Below are 22,991 nucleotides of genomic sequence, written 5' to 3' on the forward strand. Positions count from 1 at the left end.
GCGCAAGCGCACTTGCGCCGATGGTGCGTTGCGCGCCCCTCAGTCGCCGGGCGGGCTTTTTATGCAGGGACGTGCCCCCCAAGCGCCGGGCGGGCTTGATGGGGTACCGCCGCGCTTCAGGCGGCGACGCTGCGGTCGCCTTCGCGTTCCTTCAGGCGTTCCTCGATAAACTCGTAGGAAACAAGGTCGTCGGCGTCGATCGGGGCATCGGCAAACGGCAGGCGCACGCAATGGGCCTTGATGCCGAACGCCTTGCCGGCGCGCTTTTCAAGCCCTGCGAGCGTAGTGAGGCCGTAGCGATAGAGGAGGAACGACCACAGGCCGACCATGGGCAGCAGCGCGCGGCGCTTCTTCTTGTTGCCGAACTGGCCGCCGGCGCGGAACAGTTCGATGGCGCCGAGCGCTTTCTCGGTGACCACCGCATAGATATTGCAGTTGGACCAGATAGCATCCCTGAGTTCATGTCGACCGGTGATTTTGCCGGTGCCGGGGTAGGTTTTCTGGATCAGCGCGTCGTCCGTCATGCCCCACGCGGCTTCGGCGCCCGTGTCGATGATATCCTGCAGGAAATAGGACACGATCTCGGCCGAATGCAGGCAATTGTCGGCGGTGGTGACGAAAAGCGGCAAGATGGCAGGGCCGCCAAGCTCGTCAATCGCACCCACCACGCTTTGCGACAGGGTCTGGCGGCTTTTGGTGAAAACGATTCGGCCCGCATCATGCAGCTTCTTCACGCCGGGGAGGGCGAGGGCGATGGCGGGGTCCTCGATCGAAACGGCGATCCGATCGACCTGCGGCACATCGGCCAGATAGCCGACGACGCGGTCGAGCATGGCAGTGCCGTTGACCGGCAGGGTGCATTTGTGGCTGACGCCAAAGTGCGCGGCGAGGGCATTCACGATGCCGGGGCGCTGGGCGGCAAGCACCAGCGCGGTAAAGCGGGGGGTGGTCATACTAGCTGTCCTATTGTCCGTTTTTTGCGCCTTTCCTAGTGCTTGACAGGGTGAAGGGCAAGCTCTATTGCGCTTTCCGTAGCCTGTGGCGACGTACGCCCGCCGCGATTTGTGGCCTAGCTGACACACATGACACAAAGGAACGCCGATTTGTCCGGTATTGCTGTCGAGCACCTTCTCTTTGAAGGCGGTGCCCCCCTCCGCCTCAAGCCTGAAGACAAGGCGCGCCTGAAGGTCCTGTTCCTGGCCAAGCATGCGCTCGCCGGCGGCCAGTTCGATAAAACCGACGGCACGCATTCGATGTATCATGATGAAATCAAGTCCTGCCTTGAAGGGCTCGGGCTCGATGTGGTGGCGTCGAACAGCTATGAAGCGCTGTTCCATTCAAAGATCGACCAGAATTACGTCTTCACGCTTTTCAATCGCGGCGGCTTCCGCAACAGCGAGATTCTGGCCTCGTGCCTGTGCGAATATCTGGGCGTGCCCTATATGGGTGCCGCACCTTCGATGCGCGGCTTTGCCGATGACAAGCATCTGGTGAAAACCATGTACCGGGATCAGGGCATCCCGACGCCGCAGTGGCAGATCTACCGCACGGCCAACCAGTCGGCCCCGACCCCTGATTTCAAGGCCGAACGCTATGTGGTGAAGCCCAACAACAGCTCGGCCTCCTACGGGCTGGCGCAGGGGACAGACTGGGAAGAACTGAAGCCGCAGGTGCTGGCGCTTCTCGCTGAAAACCACGATGTGATCGTCGAGGAATATGTGCCCGGCATCGATGTCTCGGTGCCCGTGGTGGGGGCGGGCAAGCCGTGGATCCTGTATCCGATGATGAACCCGGCCACGGAAGGCGAGTTCGTGGTGACATACGAACAGAAGCGCGGCTTTGCCTCGGTGCCGCCCATCGAATTTTTCAAGGATCACGCCAAGTATCCGGCGCTCGTGGATTATACGAAGCGGATCAATGCGATGGTCTGGCCCTATGATTATGCCCGTTTCGACTATCGCATCGATCCGACCGGCAAGGTCTGGGGCTTCGAGTTTAACGTTTCGTGCAACCTTGGCGCCAAGCGGGCAATCTGCCAGTCGGCCAAGCTGCTCGGCTACGAGCAAAGCGATATCGTCGAATCGGTGATCGCAAACAGCCTCGAGCGCCAGCGCTTCATCTTCGAAGCGGCGCTCGAAGGCCGGAAAATCCGCTACAAGACGTAAAGGCCTACTCGGCCGCCATGCGGCGCGCCGCCAGGATTTTCTCCGCGAGCTTCACGTCACCCGGATTGTCCACATCGATGGGCGCATCGGCATAAGGCATGCGCACCACCTTCACGGTCGCATGCCAGCGCCGGGACAAGAGCTTTGCAAGCCCGTGGATGGTCGCGAGCCGGAAGCGATACAGCAGCATGAACGACAGGCCGAATGCCTTGCGGATACGCTCTGGCCGCTTGCCGAACTGGCCGCCGCCCTCGAACACCCTGGCAGCACCAAGCGCGCGGACCGAGCTCAGTGCATAAAGATTGCAGCTTGACCAGCCGCCGTCCTTCAGCTCGTGGAAGGCGCGCTTGCCTTCCGGGTAAGCGGCAAGGATATCGTCGGCCGGTGTCATGGCGACCGCTACATCCGCCGGGTCTTTCGCAAGCTCGGCGCAGAAATGGTCGATCATGTCCGGTGTATGCAGCGGATTGTCGCCCGTGGTGATGATCAGCGGATAGGGGTCGCTGATCACGGCGACACCCGTGGTGACGGACGCGAACAGATTGTCGGCGCTTGGTACGAAGGCGATCAGGCCCTCATCGAGCCAAGCCTTCAGCTGCGGCACGCTTTCCAGAAGATCGATGCTTTCGATGGAAACAAAGACACGGCCGACAGACCGCGCCGTGATCAGGCTTTCGACCACCCGTTCCAGCATCACCTTGCCGTCCAGGCTGATCAGGCATTTGTGGCTAACCCCCTGCAGTTTCGCCACAGCATCCTCCGCGCCCCGCCGGCTCGCTGCCAGCACGAGCGCGGTAACGGTACCGTTCTTGCTCATGTCGGTTCTCTCCCTGCCCCTCATGGGTCAAACCAGTTGTTTGTGAAGTTCCCTCACTGGCATGTCGCTGTCCATCTCTTTCAGCATGGCCTTCACCTTGTCCCCGCGTTCGGCGTCCAGAAAACCTGCAACACAGGCATCGAACTTGTCCCACAGCTGCGCTTCCGTGAGCGGATGGATCGTGCTGCCGACCGGAAAATCGACTTCGGTCGATACCGTGCGGCCATCTTTGAGCGTGACATGTACTTGCGTTGAAAACTCGGATTCGAGCTTTTCGACATAGTCCTTGCGAACGAGCGGCAGCAGGGCCGTGACTTCGGGGCGCGCGATGGCCTCGCTTTCATAGTCGCCAAGGCCGGCGTTGCCGGTCAGCAGCCCCACAGCAAGCCCGTATTCAAGGCTGAATTTGGCCTCTGCCGGGGTGACAGGGCGCTCGTACATCAGGTTGCGGAGGTGAGCAGCGGGCGCGCGCACCAGGATATGATCGACGTCCGCAGGGCCAAAGCCGTATTTGGCGCGCAGCTCCAGAAGCCCGTCGAGCGCGCGGTGAACACTGCCGCAGTTCGGGAAGCGCTTCACTTTCAGGCCGTATTTCTCGATCATCAGCGGATTGCCGATATCCTTCGCGCTGAATTCGACCTTCTGGCCATACTCATCGATAGTCTTCATGCGCTCGCGCAAGTCTGCAACATCGGGGCCGACCATCAGCGTGCCCATGCCGTGGGGCCCGTGCAGGGTATTCGCACCCGCCGTGATCCCGGCTTCCGCCATCAGCGCCGCTTCCACAGCACCGCGCGCGGCAAGGCCGGCGTGCACCGGTTTGGTCATGGTGCCGAACTGGCTCATGAAGCCGCCGGCGAGGCTCGTGGCGATGCTGATGGCGTGTGCGGCGCGCTCGGCATCGAGCCCGATCAGGCGGGCGACCCCGGCGGCCGATCCGACAGCACCGACCGTGGCGGTGGCGTGCCAGCCGCGGCTGCGGTGGAACGGGTTCACCCCTTGCCCGACCCGGCCGATGATCTGCAGGCCGACGATATAGGCGTCAATAAGAGCCGAGCCTTTCATGCCGCGCGCTTCGGCCACAGCAAGGAGGGCCGGGGCCAATACGGCGGTGGCGTGGGCCTTCGCGGGGTCGAAATTGTCGTCGAAATCGAGCGCATGTGCGGCGGTGCCGCCGACAAGGGCGGCCATCGGTGCCGAAAGGCCCTGCGCGTAGCCAACGGTGCGGCAATCGCCCCGGCCCCAGTCGTGCGCGAGGGGGATCAGGCGACGGGTCACGTCTTCACGGGCGCCGGGCACCATGCAGGCAATCACGTCGATGAAAGCATCGCGGGCACGGGTGCGGGCGAGCGGCGACCAAGCATCGGGCGTTTCCGCCGTCCAGCGGGCGATCGCATGCAGCGGGTTATCTGGATCGAATGTCATGGAATATATGGGATTTTTCTGATTGTTCGTTATGATGCATGAAGCAGTCAGATTTTAGTCCATTGCGGGTAAGGAATAAAGGCCGCACGCACAGCATTGGCGAAACGGCCCAAACTTTCCGAGGAGAGACATCATCGCCGCCGCACCGGAAAAGGATGCCGCCACGTCGGCCGCCGACGCTGGCCCGCCGCCCGACACATTCGTGTGCGTGGGCGACGCGGGTCCGACATGCGTTGTGGCCCTGAGCGGGGCCTGGACGCTCGCCAATGCCGAAGTGATCGACCGGCACGTGCGGGCGGCGCTGCGCTATGCCGCGCGGCAGGCCAAGGACCGGCCGATGATGATCGATTGCAGCGGCATCGATACGCTTGATACGACAGGGGCCGTCCTGATCCGTCGTTTCGCTGCGTCGCTGGAAGAGAAGGCGCCGGCGGTGGTGACAGGGATTGCAGCCCGCCACAAGCGGCTTCTGGAGGTCATCAACTGCCGCCAGCCTGCCGTTGCTATCGCGCCGGACATGCCGCCGTGGCACCTGCGGCTTCTGGAGGATGTGGGTGTCGCGAGTGTGCGACTCGCGAAAGAAACGGCAAGCCTTCTCAGTTTCATCGGCAATGTGCTTGTCCGTTTTGTCGGCCTTTTCCTGCATCCGACCCGGCTCCGGGTCACCGCCCTTGTCCACCAGATCGATGTGGTGGGGGTGCGGGCCATGGGTATTGTGGGGCTGATCTCGTTTCTCATCGGCGCCGTGATGGTCAACCAGGGGGCAGTGCAGCTCGCCAAGTTCGGCGCCGACATTTTCGTGATCGACATGCTGGGCATTTCGCACCTGCGCGAACTTGGCATCCTTCTCACTGCCATCATCGTGGCAGGCCGTTCGGGCAGTGCTTTCACTGCCGAGATCGGCTCGATGCAGCTGCATGAGGAAATCGACGCGATGAAGACGATCGGCATGAATCCGATCGATGTTCTGGTGCTGCCGCGCCTGATGGCGCTGATGCTGGCGCTGCCGTTGCTCGGCTTCTATGCCGACATGGTGGGGATCGCGGGCGGCTCGCTGATGGCGTGGGTACAGCTTGGCATCAGTCCCGCCAATTTCTTCGTCTATTTCCGCGAGGTGATCTCGATCGATCATTTCATCGTCGGCCTTGTGAAAGCGCCTTTCTTTGCGGCCGTGATCGTGGTCAGCGGCTGCTATCAGGGGCTGACGGTCGCGGGCAGCTCCGATTCGCTCGGGCGGCACACCACGCGGGCGGTGGTCGAATCGATCTTTCTGGTGATCGTGCTCGACGCGCTATTCTCGATCTTCTTCACCGCCATCGATTTGTGAGGGCAGGACATGACGACCGAAACTGACCTGATCGACAAACCGCACGCGGATAGCGACATGCCGGCCATCCGCGTGCGTGGTCTGGTGACAGGCTTTGGCCCACAGATCGTGCATGACCATCTGGACCTTGACGTGAAGCATGGCGAAATCCTTGGCGTGGTCGGTGGCTCGGGCACCGGCAAATCGGTGCTTCTCAAGGCCATCATCGGGCTCATCAAGCCGATGGACGGCGAGATCGAGATCAACGGCGTGAACCAGCACCGGCTGACGGGTGAAGCGGCGCAGGCGGCGCGGCGGGAATGGGGCGTGCTCTTTCAGGATGGGGCATTGTTCACCTCGCTGACCGTTGCCCAGAATGTGCAGGTGCCGCTGAGGGAGCATTTCCGGCTGCCCGAGGACCTGATGGACGATATCGCGCGCTCCAAAATCTCGATGGCGGGGCTGCCGCTTGATGCTGCGTGCAAGTATCCGTCGGATCTTTCAGGCGGGATGCGCAAGCGGGCGGCACTTGCCCGCGCGCTGGCGCTTGATCCATCGATCCTTTTTCTGGACGAGCCGACAGCAGGCCTTGACCCCATCGGCGCGTCGGCCTTCGACCGGCTTATTCTCGACCTCAAGGCGGCTCTCGGCCTCACTGTCTTTCTCGTGACCCACGATCTTGATACCCTGCACACCATCTGCGACCGGGTGGCAGTGATCGCCGAGAAGAAGGTGCTGACCATCGGCACGCTCGCCGAGGTTGCCCGTTTCGATCATCCCTGGGTGCGGGATTATTTCTCCGGTCCCCGTGCCCGTGCTGCCGGCATCACCACCGGCCAAGCGAAGGAAGTCTGACGTTATGGAAACACGCGCATCCCACGTTCTTGTCGGCGGCTTCGTGCTCCTCTTTATCGCAGGACTCATCGGCTTTGCCATCTGGCTCGCCAAGGTGGATCTGGACCGGGAATATACCGACTATGACATCTATTTCGATGGCACGGTCTCGGGCCTCTACAAGCGCGGCACGGTCTATTATCTCGGCATTCCTGTGGGCGAGGTGCGTGATATCACGCTGGCGCCCAATGACCCGCGCAAGGTGCGGGTCTGGGTGCGGCTTGATGGCGACGTGCCGGTGAACGAAGGGGCGACCGCACGGCTCGAATTCCAGGGCCTTACCGGTGTCGCCTATGTGGAAATCAAGGGCGGGGACCCGGACCGTCCGGTGATCGAGGCTGTGGACGGTGCGCCGCGCCCGGTGATCCCGTCCGAAGCCTCCGCCTTCCAGGAGCTTTTCGAAAGCGCACCCAACCTGATCAATGAAGCGATCATGACCGTGGTGCGGCTGCAGATGCTGCTGTCTGACGAAAATCTGGCGAGCGTGCGCGACACTCTTGCCAACCTCAACAAGGTGTCGGGCAATGTGGCGACGGCCAGCGAGAATATCGAAGGCCTGCTGGTTGATACCCGCGCCACGCTGCAGGCCGCTGCGGTGGCAGCTGAAAACCTCGGCAAGCTTGCAGACAGCGGCAATGCGCTCCTTGAATCCGATGGCAAGCGGATGGTGGATGAGGCTGTCGCGACGATGGAAGCCGCGCGCGGCATGCTTGCCCGGATTGATGGGCTGGTGGCAGCCAACGAAGGTACCGTCACCCAGTTTGTCGGCAGCACGCTCCCTGAGGTTTCGCGCATGGTGATGGACCTGCGCCGGGCCAGCCGCAATCTTTCGCGCCTGATCGGGCGGATCGAACAACGGCCCGGCGATGCGCTGTTCGGACCGGGTCCGGAACAATATGACATGAAGAATCGCCCGAAACAGGAAGGGGACGATCAATGACCAGCCTCAGGACGCTTTCGCTTGTCTCCCTTCTGGTGCTTGGCGCCTGTGCACCGCTCATCAATCTCGGCGGCAGTGAGCCGGCGACAGCCTTCAGCCTGCGTTATTCAGGCGGTCGCACGCTCGCGACCGAGGGCGCACCGGTCATCTATGTCGATGAGCCGGTGATGACGGAAGGCCTTGGCGGGCGCGATATCATGGTACGCGGCGCGGATGGCAGCCAGAATATCCTGAAGGGTGGCCGTTGGACCGCATCAAGCAGCGACATGATCCGCTATTATCTCGTGCAGGCGCTGGAAGATCAGACCGGTGCCCGCATGATTGGCGAGGGCGGGCTCGATATCAACGCAGCCTGCCGCACCCATATCACTGTCTGGAGTTTCGAGATGGTACCGGGCACAGCCGGCACGCCTGACAGCGTGGAGATAGGGCTCGAGCTGTCGCTCGTGCATCTCGACACTGGCGAAATGCTTTACCGCAACCGGTTCGACCGCACGGCGGAGTTCACCGGTAGCGAGCCTGCTGCCGTGGTAGCCGCCTTCCAGCGTGCGATGGCAGGCCTGTCGGGCGAACTTGCCGCCGGCTTGAAGGACAAGGTGGCGGCCTGCAAATAGGCCTCACTTCGGCAGGCTGAAAACCTCGTCCACTGTGACGCCGAAGACCCGGGCGATCCGGAAGGCGACCTCGAGCGAGGGGGCATATTTACCCGCCTCGGTCGCAAGGATTGTCTGCCGTGTCACGCCCACAGCGTCGGCCAGCTCCTGCTGGGTCATTTCGCCCGCCTGAAAGCGCAGGGCACGGATGTTGTTGGTGAGGGCTGTGGGGGCCATGGTCAGAGGCCCATCCGGTATTGCACGACTGCCGCCGCGCGGCGGGAGAGTGATGCGATGGAAAAGAGGCAGATGAGCGCGCCGCCCATCGTGCCGGTGCTGACCGCCTGAATGCTGGCCACATTCCAGGGGATCAGGGAAAAAACAGCGATGCACACGAGCCCGCCGAAGGCCAGATGGGCAACATGATTGGCCCGGAAGGCGATGCTGCGATCGCGTTCGTCCACGTCCACCGCGTCCACCTTCCTGTGGGTGATGATGTTGCAGGCGATTTCGAGTGCAATCGAAAAGCCGATGGCCTTCAGGCTGAGGGGCAGAAGCCCCGGAGAGTTTGTCAGGATGCCATCCTGCAGCGTCAGCAGCGCCATATAGTTATTGATCAGCCAGACGGCGATCAGAAGGTGACCTGCGGCCATCACCCAGGCGATCCGTTCCTGCTTGTTCATGTCTGCGAAAATCATGTCTTCATCCTTTGCTGTCGTGGCTCGGGGCATCTCCAGCATGATGTATGACATGTTTTACGTTATGTAAATATGTTTTTACATTATGTATGGTATGTTGGTCATTGTGACGCGCTGCGGCGACTGCTGAACCCCCAGATGGCCAGGGTCAGCGCGGCAAGCCCCACGAAGGCATAGGGCAAGGCGGGATGCGTGTCCGCAAACAGGAGGCCTGCCGCAAGCGGCCCGGCAACGCGGCCAAGGGCGGCGACCCCGTTCGAGAAACCGAGCGCGGTGCCTTGTGCTTCCGGCGGCGTACTATGCGAAATCATGCCATTGATGCCGGGGAAGGCGACCGTCAGCCCGAAGGTGATGAGGCTGAGGCCAACGAGCGTGGCGATCACATGGATCGGTGAGAGCAGTACGACAAGAGTGCCTGCCACCGCGATCAGCGCGCCAGTCTGCACCACCTTGCGTTCGCCGTAGCGCTTGAACAGGCGGCCGAGCGTGCCGGACTGGAAAATGGCGATGGAAAGACCGAGGAACATCAGGAAGCCGCCAACCTGCCGCTGGGTCCAGCCGTGGGCGGATTCCATCCAGAAGGGGCTGATCGAGAAATTGGCGCTTTGTGCCATCGAGGCCACGAGGAAGATCGATACCAGCAGCATGAAGCCCTGCCCTTTGAGGAGGCTTGAAAGCGACGGCTTGGGCGTGGGGGCGGCATCCGCGTCCCTCGCTGGCGCGTCCTTGCGTTTGGATGGATGCGTTTCCGGCATCACCAGAAGGGCGAGAATGGCAGCGACGCCCGAAAGCGCCGCGGCTGCGAGCGCCGGCAGGAAGACCGAGCCGGTGCCGCCAAGGCCGGAAAGGAGCCCGCCGAGGCCGGGCCCGAAAGCGAAGCCAAGCCCGAAAGCGGCGCCAAGCTTGCCCATGGCAGCGGCGCGGTCCTCATGGCTTGTGATATCGGCGAGTGCGGCCGAACCGATCCCGACGTTGCCGCCCATCGCGCCCGACAGGGCGCGTGCCACGAACACCATGGCGAGGCTCGTTGAAAAAGCCAGAAGCACATAGGCGCAAAGGCTGCCGAAGAAGGTGATCGCAAGCGCCGGTCGGCGGCCGATCCGGTCGGAGAGATGTCCCCACACCGGACCCATCACGAAGGAGCAAAGCGAATAGATGGAAAGAAGCGCGGTGCCGGTGAGCGCGTCTCCGCCGAATTCGAGCGTCAGGAACGGCAGGATCGGCACAATCATGCCGAAGCCGACGAGGTCGACAAAGATGGCGAGCAGGATGACGATCATAAGCGCGCGGGCCCCCGGGGTTCGCGAGGCCCCGTGGGGCCGGATGGCCTTCTATAACCCTTAACGGGTCAGCGCGTCGACCTTGCTTTTGAGAGCAGCGAGTTCGGCCTGAAGATCCTTCAGTTCCTTGTCCTTCTCGCCCTTCTCTTCTCCGGCGGGTGCGGCGGGGGCGGAAGTGTCTTCCGTCATGGAAGGGCCGGTGGTGCCATAGGCGCCGGGGGTGAACATGCGCATCGCCTGCTGGAACATCGCCATATTCTGGCGGGTCATTTCCTCGATCACGGGCACGAAGTTCGCCGAGCCGCCCTCAAGGCTGAAAGCCTTGCGCATCTGTTCCTGGTTCTTGGTCAGGTTTTCCATCGCATATTGCAGGTAGCCCGGTACCACGGCCTGCAGGCCGTCGCCATAGAAGGAAATCAGCTGGCGCAGGAACGGCAGCGGCAGCATAGTGCTTTCGTCCTTCTGTTCCTTCTCGAAGATGATCTGGGTCAGTACGCTGTGGGTGATATCTTCGCCCGACTTGGCGTCGACGACGACGAAATCCTCGTTATCTTTCACGAGATCGGCCAGATGGTCGAGCGTGACATAGCTCGACGTCGCGGTGTTATACAGCCGGCGGTTCGCGTATTTCTTGATAATGATCGGGTCGCCCGGTTGCCGCCCTTTGCGTGCCATAACCATTCCTCTTCCTGCACCGTTGGCTCGATGCTGCAGCGAATGCTGCGCCCGGCCGATTGATTTCCGGCCAGTGTACCGGTCTTCGCCGCACTGCCGCAACAAAATTGTGCGACCGCACAAATATGGCGGTGGCGGAGAGACGCTTGGCTTCTTATAGTGTTAGCCGGAGGATGCGATGGCGACGAAAGGCGACAGGGACGAAGGACAATCCGGCAACGCCGCTGCACCGGCAATGGTGCTGGCAAGCCTTTTCCTCGACCTCTGGCAGGCCAACCTGAAGGCCTTCGCGCTTGACCAGCAGCGGGACAAGGATGCTGCGGGCGATCCGGCTGTGAAGGAGGGCGGCAAGTGACCACCGGCCTTGAATTCGCTGCCCTCATGGCGCGCGCTTCGCGGGGGCCCCGTCCGATGCCCTTGCATCTTGCCAATGCCTTCGGGTTATGGGCCGGTGCCACACCCGCCGCCGGGGCGCTGGCAGCCGGTGCCCTGATGATCCATCCAAGCCTTGAGGACGGCTTTGCGTCGCTCCGTGCCATGGTCGAGAAAAGCGGCGGCTGGCCGGCGTTCGTCGGTGCGGTCGCCATGGAATCGTCCACGCGCACCGCGCAGTTTCTGGAAGGGGTGAACCGCTATCTCACCCATCCCTATAACCGGCCCGAAAGTGAGGCTACAATTGCCGCCGAAGTTGGCACCATGCAGGTGTTGGACTATGGCGGGGACGGCACGCCTGTCCTGATGATCCCGAGCCTCATCAATCCCCATTATGTACTCGACCTGATGCCCGGGCGCAGCATGGCGGCATACTTGAAAGAACGTGGCTTCCGGCCTTTCCTTGTGAACTGGAACGAGCCGGGCGACGAAGAAGTTGCCTTCGATACCGGCACCTATGTGATGGCGCGGCTGATGCCGGCGCTTGGTGCCGTCGCGGCCGTCGCGGGCGGGCCGGTGCCGGTGATCGGCTATTGCATGGGCGGTACGCTCGCCATGGGGCTGGCAGCGCGCGCAGGCGGGATGCTGTCGAAGCTCGCGCTGCTGGCCGCCCCGTGGGACTTCGAGGTGAGCCGTGCCCACGCTGGCCGTCGCATGGCCCCCGCGCTTGCTGCCATGGTGCAGGGCATGCCGCCACGTGCTCCGGTGAGTGTCGATTATCTGCAGGTTTTTTTTGCGAGCCTCGACCCCACGCTCGGAGACAACAAGTTCCGCAAGTTTGCTGCGATGGATCAGAATAGCGACGCGGCGCGATTCTTTGTGGCGCTGGAGACATGGGCAAACAGCGGGGCAGCCCTCGCCCGGCCGGTCGCCGAGGAATGCCTTGGCACATGGTACGAAGGCAATGCGCCCGGGCGCGGCAACTGGATGGTGGCGGACCGGCCGGTCGACCCGGCAGAAGTAACCGCCCCCGTGTTTGTGGCCGCCCCGAAGGCCGACCGGCTGGTGCCGCAGGAAAGTGCGCTTGCTGTAGCGAAGCGCCTGCCGAACGTGGTGACGCACGATCCGGGCGCGGGGCATGTGGGCATGATCGTGGGTTCAAAGGCCAAGGCCGGCCTCTGGGCGCCGCTTGCCGACTGGCTGAAGGAGAGCTGATCCATGGTGCGGCCCGATGTCCTCAGCCTGTCGCGCTTTTATCGCACACCGCTTGGCCTCAGTGCGGCGCAGGTGCTGGGTGATACTATCGCCCGCCTGTCGGACGTGCCGGCGGGAGGCACCATTGTCGGGCTCGGGTTTGCGCCGCCGGTGCTTGCCCGGTTCGGGGACAGCGCCCGCACCGTTGCCCTGATGCCGGCGCGGCAGGGGGTGTGCCACTGGCCGAGCCATGCGAAAAGCCGCACCGTGCTTGTCGATACCCAGAACTGGCCGATTGCCGATTCGTCCGCCGACATGGTGATCCTGATCCATGCGCTGGAGCATGCGCAGGTGCCGACCCAGCTTCTGCGGGAAGCGTGGCGGGTGCTGGTGCCGAACGGGCAGGTTGTGGTTGTGGTGCCGAACCGCCGCCGCATGTGGTCGGCGCTTGACCGCACACCCTTCGGTTACGGCCGGCCCTATTCTAAGGGGCAGCTTTATACCCTGATGGAAGATCATATGCTGCCGCCCGACGGCTGGACCACGGCGCTGATGGTGCCGCCGCTCGCTTTGCCCGGTATCGGCCGGCTGTTGCGGCTGGGTGAAAAGCCGTTCCGCCTGATGGGAAAGAACCTTGGCGGTGCGCTTATCGTACACGCGCGCAAGCAGGTTTACGGCGCGCTGCCGAAGGGCAAGGCTGTGAGGGCCGGGGTTGAGGCCGTATCGGGCATTTAGTGGAATCACAAGTTCCGAAAGGCTCTTGCAAGCGCCTGATACGGCTCATAAGGTCGGGACAGGAAGGGTTGCCCGGATGGTCGGGTGCCAGTGGACGAGGAGACGACGATGACAAGCGACGATCTGAATGACGGCCCCAGCATGGGCACCGATCAGGAAGCCGCAATCCGCCGCGTGGCGAACGCGCTGCACCGGCTCAATGATGCGGTGATCGGCGCGGTCCAGCAGGGTGTCACTGTCGAGCTGATGCGCGCGTCGCGCTATCACAACGAGGCGGGCGCCTGGGGCGACATGCTGGTGCCCATCATCCACAAGAAAGACTGAGGCATGCCGGGCAAGCAGCAGCAAAGGCCGCTCTTGCCGGTGCCTCGCCTCGCCACGGCCGACGTGTGCGATGCGATGGGCGACGCCGTTCAGGTCGTTGCCTTGCCCTTCAGTGATTACGGCGGCCGGCTTGATTTTGCCGGCCCCGTGGCCACCGTTCGCACGCTTGACGACAACAGCTTTGTCAAATCCATGCTGGAAACGCCGGGCGAGGACCGCGTGCTGGTGGTGGATGGCGGTGGCAGCCTGCGATCTGCCCTCGTCGGCGGTAACCTCGCGGACCTTGGCGTCAAGAACGGTTGGGCCGGGATCCTTGTTCACGGCTGCGTGCGTGACGCGCATGAACTGATTGCCGCTGATATCGGCGTCAAGGCGCTCGGGCTTTACCCGAAGAAATCCGAAAAGCTCGGCCGGGGCGAAACCGGCGTGGCCGTCACCATCGGCGGGGTGATCATCGAACCCGGCATGTGGCTCACCGCCGACAAGGACGGCGTCGTCGTCACGAAATCGATCCCGTCGCTCTGACAGGGGCGCTTACTTTTCCAGAAGAAACAAGGCCTGTTCGGCCATCAGGTTCGCAAGCTTTGGCCCCATATCGAGCCGGCGGCCATTGCGCATGTGCGGCACGAAGGCGCGGACCTTCAGCCCCTCCGCCTCGGCAAGGTCGAAAAGGTCGAGGATCGTGCAGAAATGGATGTTGTCCGTATTGTACCATGTTTGCGGCATGGATTTGGTGACCGGCATCCGGCCCCGGAACAGAAGGTCGGCCCGCACCTTCCACTGGGCGAAGTTCGGGATCGTGACAATGGCCTGCCTGCCGATGCGCAACAGATCCAGCAGCACCTCTCGCGGGCGGTGAACCGCCTGCAGGGTGCGCGACAGGATCACCAGATCGAAGCTCTGGTCTGGATATTCTTCAAGGTCATTATCGGCGTCGCCCTGCACGACGAAAAGGCCGCGCGAAATGCATTCATTCACGCCCTTCTGGCTAAGCTCGATGCCGCGCCCGTCGATGCCGCGCTCGTTGACGAGATAATCGAGAAGCTCGCCGTCGCCGCAGCCGACATCCAGAACCCGCGCATTGGCGGGCACAAGGTCGGCGATCAGTTGCAGGTCTTTCCTCAGGTTCATGCGCCGATCCCTCCGGTGAGGCCACGGGTACGGGCAGCGGCGGCGATGAAGCCTCTCAGCATATGATCCATTTCCTGCACATCGAGGAGGAAACTGTCGTGCCCGTGGGGCGCTTCGATCTCGGCGAAGCTGACGGGCACGCCGGCGGCGTTCAGCGCATGGACGATGCGCTTGTTTTCAATCGTCGGATACAGCCAGTCGCTCGTGAAGCTGATCACGCAGCAGCGCACATGGGCCGCCCCCTTGAACGCGTCGGACAGCCGCCCGCCGTGCCGCCCCGCGATATCGAGATAATCGAGCGCACGGGTGACATAGAGGTATGAGTTGGCATCGAACCGGTCGACGAAGGTCGATCCCTGATGGCGCAAATAGCTTTCCACCTGGAAGTCGGCGTCGAAACCGAAGCTGACGGCCTCACGGCCCTGCAGGTTGCGGCCGAACTTGGCGGTCAGCGCGTCTTCCGAAAGATAGGTGATATGCGCCGTCATGCGGGCAACCGCGAGGCCCTTTTCGGGCCGCGCGCCGGTATCATAGTAGCGCCCTTCCTGCCAGTTGGGGTCTGCCATGATGGCCTGCCGCCCCACTTCGTGGAAGGCGATATTCTGCGCTGTGTGGCGGGCGGCGGTGGCCAGCATCACGGCTGAATGCAGCCGTTCGGGATAGGTCGCCAGCCATTCCAGCACCTGCATCCCACCCATCGAGCCGCCGATGACAGCCATCAGGCTGTCCACATTCAGGTGATCGAGAAGGGCAGCCTGCACGCGCACCATGTCGCGGATCGTGATCACTGGAAAATCGGTGCCCCAGGGCTTGCCGGTTGCCGGGTTTTCTTCCCACGGGCCAGTGGTGCCAAGGCAACTGCCGAGCACGTTCGAGCAGATCACGAAATAGCGGTCGGTATCGATCAGCTTGCCGGGGCCGACGATACGTTCCCACCAGCCGGGCTTGCCGGTGATCGGATGCTCGCTTGCCACATACTGGTCGCCGGTCAGGGCGTGGCAGATAAGGATGGCGTTCGAGCGCGCTTCATTCAGCGTGCCGTAGGTCTCATAGCCCACGGTGACAGGCGACAGCATCGCGCCACCATCGAGTGCGAGGGGCGTGTCCTGAAAGAGTGTCGCTGTCTTGCCTGCTGCGGGTCGCACGGGGCCGGTATCCTTGATGGTATCGAAAGCTTGCCTCCATAAAGCGGGGGCGCGGCGAAAAGTCAACGCGGAGCTTCACTTTGTCTTTGCCAAGGCAGGGCATGGCGGCTAGTTCTATTGGCGTTTTGACGCCCGGACACCTTGAGGAGACCCGACATGAGCGCCCCGAAGCCCCACAGCTGGATCATGGACCTTGCTGCCTATGTGCCCGGCCGCGCGAAGGTCGAGGGTGTGAAGGAAACCGTCAAGCTGTCGGCCAACGAATGCACGAGCGGCCCGAGCCCGAAGGCCGTGGCGGCCTACACGGCAGCGGCAAGCCAGCTGCTGCGCTACCCCGATGGCGGCTCCACCGAGCTGCGCGAGGCGATTGCCGGCGTTTACGGCCTTGATGCCGACCGCATCATCTGCGGCGCGGGCTCGGACGATATCCTCACCGTGCTGATCCATGCCTTCGCTGGCCCCGGTGACGAGGTGATCTTCAGCCAGTATGGCTTCATGGTCTATCCGATCCAGACGAAGGCGGTGGGTGCGACCGGCGTCGCCGTACCGAACCTGAAATGGGCGGCAGACGTGGACGGCATCCTGAATGCCGTGACGCCGAAGACCAAGCTTGTATTTGTCGATAACCCGAACAACCCGACCGGTGCCTATCTGCCGATTTCGGAAATCGAGCGTCTGCATGCCGGTCTACCCGAGCATGTGGTGCTGGTGGTGGACAGCGCCTACGCCGAGTGTGTGACGGCTGCGGATTATGACGCCGGCGCGAAGCTCGTGGAGCGGTCGACGAATGTGATCATGACCCGCACCTTCTCCAAAATGTATGCGCTTGCGGGCCTGCGCGTTGGCTGGGGCTATGGCGGCCCGGCGATCATCGATGCGCTGAACCGCATCCGCATGCCCTTCAACGTGAACCTGCCGGCGCAGGTAGCCGCCGTTGAAGCCGTGAAGGATCAGGCACATCTGGCCGAAGCCGTGGCTTATAACGCCGAATGGCGCGACAAGCTGACGGCGGAACTCGCTGCCCTTGGCCTTGACGTGGTGCCGAGCCAGACAAACTTCCTGCTTCTCGGCTTCCCCGAGGAAAGCCCCTTCACGGCGGGCGAGGCGAACACATATCTCACCGAGCGCGGCTATCTGCTGCGCTGGCTGCCCGGCATGGGCCTCCCTAATCACCTGCGCCTGACGATCGGTGCGCCGCATGAGAACCGCACGGTGGTGGAACTCTTGCGGGCGTTCCTGAACGGATCGCCTGAATGAGCGACAGCCATTTCGATACCGTCGCCATTGTCGGCATCGGCCTGATCGGCTCGTCGCTTGCCCGTGCCGTGGCACGCGGCAAGCTTGCAGGCCGCATCGTCATCGCCGACAGCGACGTCGTGGCGCTCGCCGAAGCCGAACGGTTGGGCCTCGGGCAGGCTTACGAAAGCGATGTGGCAGACGCGGCGCGGGACGCGGACCTCGTGGTCCTGTGTGTGCCGGTCGGTGCCATGGAGACGGTCGGGAAGGCCATGGCCCCGGTATTGAAGCCGGGTGCGATTGTCTCGGACGTCGGTTCGGTGAAGGCGAGTGTCCTGAAGGCGCTTTCCGCGACATTGCCGGCCCACGCCCATATCATTCCGGGCCACCCGGTCGCGGGGACCGAGAAGTCAGGTCCCGGCGCCGGCTTCGCGAGCCTCTTTGACGGCCGCTGGTGCATTCTCACCCCGCCCGAAGGTGCTGACGCCGCAGCGGTTGCGAAACTCAAAGGCTTCTGGGCGGCCATCGGCGCCGAAGTCGAGATGATGGATGCCGCCCACCATGATCTGGTGCTCGCCATCACCAGCCACGTGCCGCACCTGATTGCCTACAATATCGTGGGTACGGCATCGGACCTTGAAACCGTGACGGATTCCGAGGTCATCAAATATTCGGCGGGTGGTTTCCGGGATTTTACCCGGATTGCGGCGTCGGACCCGACCATGTGGCGCGACGTGTTCCTGAACAACAAGGAAGCCGTCCTTGAAATGCTCGGCCGTTTTACCGAAGACCTGACAGCCCTGCAGCGGGCGATCCGCTGGGGCGACGGCGACGCGCTTTTCGAGCTTTTCAGCCGCACCCGCGAAATCCGCCGCCGCATCATCGACGCCGGGCAGGATAGTGCGGCGCCCGATTTCGGACGCCCGCACGAGGAATAGGGTTTATTTCGCGATTGGCGTCATCTTGCCGACGAGCACACCGTCGGCGCTGATACCGCCGCCTTGCAGCATCACCGATACAGGCTTGGTGCCTGGCTGGTTGGCGAAGGCATTTTCCGCCCCTTTCATCAGGAGGCCGGCGTCTGCGAGGGCAGCGGCGGCGTTGCGGCCGTCCGTCACCTTCAGGCTGAAGCTGCCAAGCGGCATGGCATTCTCGTCAAGCGTGATGCTGCCGCTGCCCTGAATGCGGCCCTTCGGAATGATGAGGTCGATTTCGGTGAAGTCGATCAGGCCACCTGCGTTGCCCCACCCTGCAAGGTCTTTCTTCGACCAGCCTTCGGGCGGGGTGCCCGATGCGGTGCCAAGCAGCAGCAGGCGACCATTCGCGCCGTCGGCCGTGATGCGGAAGTCGGTACCTTTTTCTTCATGGAGGCCAGTTGCCGCGTCGGCCTGCGGGGCATGCAGGCGTGCCGAGATCAGCCAGTTGGCGAGCGCGGTCGGGGTTTCGACATAGGGGGCTTCCACAAGACTGAAATCACTGGTGTCGCCGCTTGAATCGATGGCGATGATCTCGCTGCCGTCATCTTCCTGGCGCCAGCTGCCGCGAATCTTGCCATCGGTGAAGGCGATGCGCCCGGCCCCGACGGACGCTTTCACGCCCTCGGCTTCGCCCATCCAGTGGCGCGGGGTCCAGAGATGGCTGATGAGGGTGACCTTGTCCGCCCGGAAGAGGATCGCCTTGCCCTTGCGGGTGATTTCCACGTCTTTCGTGTCGAGGACGATGCGATAGGGAAAGCCCGAGACGGCCACGTCCGACGCCTTCACCACGTGCCCTTCAGATGCCCAGCGGTTGAAAGTGGCTTCCACCGATTTGGCGGCGCCCATGGCGCTTGTCCACCAGAGGCCGCTATAGCCGAGGATCAGGAAAAAGAGGGCGCCGACAAGATATTTCAGGCGGTTCATGGAATGGTCTCCTTGCGGCGCTTTCAGATGCCGGCGGCGTCGCTCGCCAGTGTGAAGAGATACTTGTGATATTCTTTAAGCAGATAAGATGTCGAAACTGCGGCCTGCACGGGATAGGCCTCCACGCGCACTTCCGGCATGGCGCGCCGGAGCACGATCAGGCTGCGCGGCATATGGTAGGCGGCGGTCACGAGCATCACGCGGTCGAATCCGTTCTTGCGGGCCCAGAGCGCGGTCTCACGCGCGTTGCCGAGCGTATCGGTGGAGGTGCGGTCAAGGTCCACGCAGCATTCGTAAAGGGGGGCATCTTCGCCTGATATGGCGCTAAGCTCGGCCCGGAGGACGGCGGGATTGACCCCCGAAATCAGGAGCCGCGCACCCGGATTGGCTTTGAGGATGGCGAGTCCCACATCGATGCGGCGCGCGCCACCCGTCAGCACCACCACGGCGCGGGCTTCGGGCATGTCATCAGGTTCGGCAACAAGGGCGCGCGACAGGAAATAGAGGAAACCCGAAAGCCAGGCGACCAGCGCCACGAACAGGGCGGTGCCGGCAAGGCGGGAGAAGACGGATCTGTTGCGGGTCATGGCGAAGGTTTCACACCAGTTCCAGAAGGGCACGCCGCACGGTGATACGGGCTGTGCCCATGGTGACCGCGCCGGCGATCACGGGCAACAGCAAAAGCCACCACAACACACCAGAGCCCGGTAGCGAAGCGGTCAGAAGACCCTGACCCATCTGTTCCGCCAGATGCAGGAGAGCGAGGATTACGAGGATCGCCATGACGATGCCGCCAAGCCCGCCGACCAGCCCATGCAGCAGGTAGCGACGGTCGAAAGCACTGGCGATCATGCTGTCTTCTGCCCCCATCATATGCATGATCTCGATACTGTCGCGGTGGGTGGCAAGGCCCGCCCGGCAGCCGAAGATCACGATGGCGACGGTGGACAGCACGATCAGCGCGACAATCCCGAGCAGCAGCAGGCGAAGGGCGGCGACAAGCTCGAGGATCGAGGCCATCCAGGCCTGATGGTCATCAAGCCGGGCTCCCTTCGCGGTGGCGCGCAGGCGCTCGGCAAGCCCCGCCGTGTTCACCACCCCGGCCTTGTCGAGTTCAACATGGATAAGGGTTGGTACCGGCAGGCCAGCGTCGATCGGCAGGTCGCCAAGCCACGGCGAGATCAGCGCCATCACATCGGCATCGGCCATCACTTCAGCTTTGGCGACACCGGGGGTGGCGCGCAGCATTTTGAGCGCGTCCTCGGTTTGCCGGGCACGCACGCCTTCGTCGGCGTCCACAATCTGCACGGTCAGCGTGGTGGCGAGCCCTTCGGACCAGCGGTCGAGCCCCTGGCCAAGCGCAAGGCCCATGGCGGTGGCAAGGCCCGTGAGGAAAAGCATGACGCCGATCACCCACGGCAGCAGGCCGTCGCCTGCCTGATCCTTGGGCAGGAATACCGGTGTTTCACCGAAGAAGGGCAGGTTCATGGTTGCGCCCCCGTCTCGTCCGGGTCGCGCGGCTTGCCACCGGCGTGATAGGTCATATTGCCCTTGTCGAGCGACAAGACAGGCGCGCCGATTGTCTCCACCAGATGCTGGTCGTGGCTGGCGATCACGATTGTGGTCCCGATCTTGTTCAGTTCCACGAAAAGATGCATCAGCCGCATGGCCATTTCGGGGTCGACGTTACCGGTGGGTTCGTCCGCCACCAGCAGGTCGGGCTTGTTGATCACGGCGCGGGCGATGGCCACCCGCTGCTTTTCCCCGCCTGACAGCGTGGCGGGGCGCGCATGCATGCGGTCCTTGAGGCCGACCCACGAGAGAAGCTCTTCCACATGATCGGCGATCTGCACGCGCTTCGCCCCCTTGATCTGCAGGGGCAGGGCCACATTGTCGAAGGCCGACAGGTGATCGAGCAGGCGGAAATCCTGGAACACGACACCGATGCGGCGGCGGAGGCGCGGCAGTTCCTCGCGTTCGATACGCGCGAGGTCCTTGTCGAAGAAATGGATGAGCCCGCGCGAAGGGCGGCGCGCCAGATACAGCAGCTTCAGAAGCGAGGTCTTGCCCGCACCCGAAGGCCCGACGAGAAAATGGAACGAGCCGCGTTCAAGCCGGAAGGTGATGTCCGACAAGACTTCACCGCCCATGCCATAACGCATGCCCACATTCTCGAAACTGATCACACAAGGCTCCCATGAAGGCCCAAGGACGGCGACTTCAGACGCGGAGAATTGCATATGGGGACGCTGGCGTAAAGAGAGGTGCCGAGAAGCCCCGGCAGCCGCCCTTTTCGCACGCAGTTTCTGGCAGTTGGAGCATGGACAGTATAGCCGTGAATAGGGTATGCCTAAAGGCAAGAGGCAGGTGTGTTCTGCGTTTTGCCTGCCGGTCGATTTGCCAAGGGGTAGTAGCCTTATGATCCTGCAGTGTCCTTCGTGCGACGCCCGCTTCAAGGTTGGGGCCGGGGCGATCCCGGCGGCGGGACGCAAGGTGCGTTGTGCGCGCTGCATGCACGAATGGCACGCCACGCCGGATGAACTGAAGGAAGCGCCGAAGCGCCCCGCCGCTCCGCCGCCGCCGACCCGCCAGCCCGAGGCCCCGCGTGCGGCCGAGGCCGCCCCCGCATCGCGCCCGGCCCCCGACGAAGCCGAAGCCGCGATGGCGGCTGCTTCCTCGCCAATGAATTTCGAGGACGAAGACACAACGGATGCCGAAGTGGTGAACGACCTGCCACCCCCCGGCGCCCCGGTGAAGGCGAGCGACAAGCCGCTTTTCTCTGCCGATGCCTTCGCGGCCGCCATGAAGGAAGCGGGCGGCGAGGTGGAAGAGCGCCCGAGCCTGACGAAAGAGGGCTTTGCGTCGCGCCGCCGGGACACACCCGAGATCCGCGACGAATATGTCGAAAGCGACGATGACGACGACGATTTCCTTGCCCGCCGCCGCGCCGAACAGCGCCGCCAGTCGGAAGTTGACCGTGCCGGCCGCCGCCGCCGGTTCATTCTGTTCCTGTGGGTTCTCCTGATCCTCTTTTGGGGTGGGCTCGCGGGCGCCATCTTTGGCATGAAGGACATGGTGAAGGAGATCTGGCCCAAGTCCGCCGTGATCTATGACTGGATCGAAGGCCAGAATGACGCGGAATCGTTGAAGGAAAAGCTCGAAGCCGAAGGCAAGCCGCTGTCGAAGCCGATCACTGAGGCCGTCACCGTGCTCGGGGCCTTCCTCGAATCCAGCAGTGTCGAGGAAGTGAACGGCGAACAGGTCCTGATGGTGAAGGGCTATGTGGAAAATCAGGGCACGCGCGCGGCAACGGTGCCGCAGGTCGAAATCCGCATCGCCGATGGCAGCGGGCAGGTGGTGGACCAGTGGGTCGTGAACCCGCCGGGGCAGATTATCGCGCGGGGCGGCAAGGTGCATTTCTCTTCGCCGCGCAGCCCGATCCCGGCTGGCGCCGCGAGCGCCGAAGTGCGGGTTCTGGAAGGCACCCGGTCTACCGAGGCCGCCGATACCAGCAATCTCTACGAACGCGGCAACTGAGGCCACGAAGGGGAAACGGGGATGGGCAAGAAAACGAAAAGCGGCGCCGAGTTTTTCTTCGACTGGGACCGCGCAGGCGAGGCTCACCACGGCGTGGAGCCCATATTCACCTCCGACGAGATCATCGAGCGCGTCGAAGAACTGGCCGCCAGCCTGCACCGCTGGTTCGAGGAAGAGCCGGTGGCACAAGTGATCATGAACGGCGCCATGATGTTTGCCGCCGACCTCACCCGTGCCATGTCGGCCCGTGGCACCGTGATGGAAATGGATTTCATTCAGGTCGCCAAAAACCGCCGGGCGGGAACGGTGGATCTGGTCGCCGCCTCGAACCTGCCGGTTGAAGGCCGCGAAGTGCTGATCATCGACGACATATACGAGACCGGTAACACACTGGCCTTTGCGCATGCGCATTTCAAGGCGCTCGGGGCCGCCAATATAACGAGCGTCGTGCTTCTGGATAAAAGCCAGGGCCGCCAGACCGTGTTCAAGCCCGATTTCGTTGGCTTCGAATGCCCCGATATCTTCGTGATCGGATACGGGATGGATGTGGCCTATCGCTACCGCGAGCTGCCCTTTATCGGAAAAATGGGCCGGGCATAGATATATCCCCGTCATGCCGGGCC

At 63.0% G+C, this 22,991-nt stretch carries 27 protein-coding genes; 14 read left to right on the forward strand and 13 right to left on the reverse strand.

The features are described from left to right. Positions 1 to 116: 116 nt before the first annotated feature. Positions 117 to 953 carry an NTP transferase domain-containing protein gene (locus OU694_RS12560; protein ID WP_308911352.1) on the reverse strand — a complete coding sequence of 279 codons (837 nt, stop codon included), beginning with the start codon at positions 951 to 953 and terminating at the stop codon, positions 117 to 119. A gap of 150 nt (positions 954 to 1,103) precedes the next feature. Between OU694_RS12560 and OU694_RS12565 the strand changes: the two genes are divergently transcribed. Continuing rightward, positions 1,104 to 2,165: an ATP-grasp domain-containing protein gene (locus tag OU694_RS12565; RefSeq protein WP_308911353.1), complete on the forward strand. Its 1,062-nt coding sequence runs from the start codon at positions 1,104 to 1,106 to the stop codon at positions 2,163 to 2,165. A 4-nt stretch (positions 2,166 to 2,169) separates the two neighbouring features. On the opposite strand, the gene OU694_RS12570 is transcribed toward OU694_RS12565, so the two are convergent. Continuing rightward, on the reverse strand, positions 2,170 to 2,982 hold the full coding sequence (locus OU694_RS12570; protein ID WP_308911354.1) for a nucleotidyltransferase family protein: 813 nt from the start codon (positions 2,980 to 2,982) through the stop codon (positions 2,170 to 2,172). Positions 2,983 to 3,009: 27 nt separating this feature from the next. Continuing rightward, positions 3,010 to 4,407 (reverse strand): MmgE/PrpD family protein, encoded by a 1,398-nt coding sequence (locus tag OU694_RS12575; protein WP_308911355.1) that lies wholly within the window; start codon positions 4,405 to 4,407, stop codon positions 3,010 to 3,012. A 208-nt stretch (positions 4,408 to 4,615) separates the two neighbouring features. Between OU694_RS12575 and OU694_RS12580 the strand changes: the two genes are divergently transcribed. Genes OU694_RS12580 through OU694_RS12595 form a run of 4 tightly spaced genes read left to right on the forward strand, consistent with a single transcriptional unit; the run spans position 4,616 to position 8,161 of the window. Beyond that, positions 4,616 to 5,734, forward strand: coding sequence for an ABC transporter permease (locus tag OU694_RS12580; protein WP_507028829.1), 1,119 nt, complete (start codon positions 4,616 to 4,618; stop codon positions 5,732 to 5,734). A 9-nt stretch (positions 5,735 to 5,743) separates the two neighbouring features. Further along, the gene (locus OU694_RS12585; protein ID WP_308911357.1) at positions 5,744 to 6,568 is read left to right on the forward strand and encodes an ABC transporter ATP-binding protein; all 825 of its coding nucleotides are present in this window, start codon (positions 5,744 to 5,746) and stop codon (positions 6,566 to 6,568) included. 4 nt (positions 6,569 to 6,572) lie between these two features. After that, positions 6,573 to 7,547 carry an MlaD family protein gene (locus OU694_RS12590; RefSeq protein WP_308911358.1) on the forward strand — a complete coding sequence of 325 codons (975 nt, stop codon included), beginning with the start codon at positions 6,573 to 6,575 and terminating at the stop codon, positions 7,545 to 7,547. Then, on the forward strand, positions 7,544 to 8,161 hold the full coding sequence (locus tag OU694_RS12595) for an ABC-type transport auxiliary lipoprotein family protein (protein WP_308911359.1): 618 nt from the start codon (positions 7,544 to 7,546) through the stop codon (positions 8,159 to 8,161). Before OU694_RS12590 ends, OU694_RS12595 begins: the two co-directional genes overlap by 4 nt. Positions 8,162 to 8,164: 3 nt before the next feature. On the opposite strand, the gene OU694_RS12600 is transcribed toward OU694_RS12595, so the two are convergent. The 4 genes from OU694_RS12600 to phaR form a co-directional block, all read right to left on the reverse strand. Next, complete coding sequence (locus tag OU694_RS12600; protein WP_308911360.1) at positions 8,165 to 8,377, reverse strand: helix-turn-helix transcriptional regulator; 213 nt, start codon at positions 8,375 to 8,377, stop codon at positions 8,165 to 8,167. Positions 8,378 to 8,379: 2 nt separating this feature from the next. Further along, positions 8,380 to 8,838, reverse strand: a complete 459-nt coding sequence (locus tag OU694_RS12605) for a hypothetical protein (protein WP_308911361.1) — start codon at positions 8,836 to 8,838, stop codon at positions 8,380 to 8,382. 101 nt (positions 8,839 to 8,939) lie between these two features. Beyond that, complete coding sequence (locus OU694_RS12610) at positions 8,940 to 10,118, reverse strand: MFS transporter (protein WP_308911362.1); 1,179 nt, start codon at positions 10,116 to 10,118, stop codon at positions 8,940 to 8,942. Positions 10,119 to 10,178: 60 nt separating this feature from the next. Beyond that, positions 10,179 to 10,793, reverse strand: a complete 615-nt coding sequence (gene phaR, locus OU694_RS12615) for a polyhydroxyalkanoate synthesis repressor PhaR (RefSeq protein WP_373460364.1) — start codon at positions 10,791 to 10,793, stop codon at positions 10,179 to 10,181. A 178-nt stretch (positions 10,794 to 10,971) separates the two neighbouring features. On the opposite strand from phaR, the gene OU694_RS12620 reads away from it, so the two are divergent. The 5 genes from OU694_RS12620 to rraA all read left to right on the forward strand — a co-directional run bounded on the left by OU694_RS12620 (position 10,972) and on the right by rraA (position 13,943). Next, positions 10,972 to 11,148: a hypothetical protein gene (locus tag OU694_RS12620; RefSeq protein ID WP_308911364.1), complete on the forward strand. Its 177-nt coding sequence runs from the start codon at positions 10,972 to 10,974 to the stop codon at positions 11,146 to 11,148. Then, complete coding sequence (locus OU694_RS12625; RefSeq protein ID WP_308911365.1) at positions 11,145 to 12,380, forward strand: alpha/beta fold hydrolase; 1,236 nt, start codon at positions 11,145 to 11,147, stop codon at positions 12,378 to 12,380. Before OU694_RS12620 ends, OU694_RS12625 begins: the two co-directional genes overlap by 4 nt. A gap of 3 nt (positions 12,381 to 12,383) precedes the next feature. Then, on the forward strand, positions 12,384 to 13,094 hold the full coding sequence (locus OU694_RS12630; protein ID WP_308911366.1) for a methyltransferase domain-containing protein: 711 nt from the start codon (positions 12,384 to 12,386) through the stop codon (positions 13,092 to 13,094). A gap of 108 nt (positions 13,095 to 13,202) precedes the next feature. After that, entirely contained in the window at positions 13,203 to 13,418 is a 216-nt protein-coding gene (locus OU694_RS12635; RefSeq protein ID WP_289504690.1) for an SMc00767 family acetate metabolism repressor, read from the forward strand. A gap of 3 nt (positions 13,419 to 13,421) precedes the next feature. Further along, a complete protein-coding gene (rraA, locus tag OU694_RS12640; protein ID WP_308911367.1) occupies positions 13,422 to 13,943 on the forward strand; it encodes a ribonuclease E activity regulator RraA in 522 nt (173 codons plus the stop codon). Positions 13,944 to 13,952: 9 nt separating this feature from the next. Here the strand turns inward: rraA and metW are convergent, their stop codons facing one another. Both metW and metX read right to left on the reverse strand, forming a co-directional pair. Beyond that, a complete protein-coding gene (gene metW, locus OU694_RS12645; protein WP_308911368.1) occupies positions 13,953 to 14,549 on the reverse strand; it encodes a methionine biosynthesis protein MetW in 597 nt (198 codons plus the stop codon). Then, positions 14,546 to 15,694: a homoserine O-acetyltransferase MetX gene (metX, locus tag OU694_RS12650; protein ID WP_308911369.1), complete on the reverse strand. Its 1,149-nt coding sequence runs from the start codon at positions 15,692 to 15,694 to the stop codon at positions 14,546 to 14,548. The genes metW and metX overlap by 4 nt, the downstream gene beginning before the upstream one ends. A gap of 156 nt (positions 15,695 to 15,850) precedes the next feature. Here metX and hisC point away from each other — a divergent pair, with 156 nt between their 5' ends. Both hisC and OU694_RS12660 read left to right on the forward strand, forming a co-directional pair. Beyond that, positions 15,851 to 16,951 (forward strand): histidinol-phosphate transaminase, encoded by a 1,101-nt coding sequence (gene hisC / locus OU694_RS12655; RefSeq protein WP_308911370.1) that lies wholly within the window; start codon positions 15,851 to 15,853, stop codon positions 16,949 to 16,951. Further along, positions 16,948 to 17,868 carry a prephenate/arogenate dehydrogenase family protein gene (locus OU694_RS12660; RefSeq protein WP_308911371.1) on the forward strand — a complete coding sequence of 307 codons (921 nt, stop codon included), beginning with the start codon at positions 16,948 to 16,950 and terminating at the stop codon, positions 17,866 to 17,868. Before hisC ends, OU694_RS12660 begins: the two co-directional genes overlap by 4 nt. 3 nt (positions 17,869 to 17,871) lie before the next feature. On the opposite strand, the gene OU694_RS12665 is transcribed toward OU694_RS12660, so the two are convergent. The 4 genes from OU694_RS12665 to ftsE are packed head-to-tail and all read right to left on the reverse strand — an operon-like array spanning position 17,872 to position 21,017. Then, positions 17,872 to 18,831, reverse strand: coding sequence for a DUF2125 domain-containing protein (locus OU694_RS12665; protein ID WP_308911372.1), 960 nt, complete (start codon positions 18,829 to 18,831; stop codon positions 17,872 to 17,874). A gap of 23 nt (positions 18,832 to 18,854) precedes the next feature. Next, positions 18,855 to 19,418, reverse strand: coding sequence for a YdcF family protein (locus OU694_RS12670; protein WP_308911373.1), 564 nt, complete (start codon positions 19,416 to 19,418; stop codon positions 18,855 to 18,857). Between the two features lie 10 nt (positions 19,419 to 19,428). Then, positions 19,429 to 20,319, reverse strand: a complete 891-nt coding sequence (locus tag OU694_RS12675) for a cell division protein FtsX (RefSeq protein ID WP_308911374.1) — start codon at positions 20,317 to 20,319, stop codon at positions 19,429 to 19,431. Further along, entirely contained in the window at positions 20,316 to 21,017 is a 702-nt protein-coding gene (ftsE, locus tag OU694_RS12680) for a cell division ATP-binding protein FtsE (RefSeq protein WP_308911375.1), read from the reverse strand. The genes OU694_RS12675 and ftsE overlap by 4 nt, the downstream gene beginning before the upstream one ends. Before the next feature lie 232 nt (positions 21,018 to 21,249). Here ftsE and OU694_RS12685 point away from each other — a divergent pair, with 232 nt between their 5' ends. Continuing rightward, positions 21,250 to 22,368 (forward strand): MJ0042-type zinc finger domain-containing protein, encoded by a 1,119-nt coding sequence (locus OU694_RS12685; RefSeq protein ID WP_308911376.1) that lies wholly within the window; start codon positions 21,250 to 21,252, stop codon positions 22,366 to 22,368. A gap of 21 nt (positions 22,369 to 22,389) precedes the next feature. Next, the gene (locus OU694_RS12690; RefSeq protein ID WP_308911377.1) at positions 22,390 to 22,968 is read left to right on the forward strand and encodes a phosphoribosyltransferase; all 579 of its coding nucleotides are present in this window, start codon (positions 22,390 to 22,392) and stop codon (positions 22,966 to 22,968) included. The last annotated feature ends 23 nt before the right edge of the window (positions 22,969 to 22,991 follow it).

The sequence above is a fragment of the Pseudokordiimonas caeni genome (assembly GCF_026719705.1).
In the GTDB taxonomy this organism is placed as follows: domain Bacteria; phylum Pseudomonadota; class Alphaproteobacteria; order Sphingomonadales; family Kordiimonadaceae; genus Gimibacter; species Gimibacter caeni.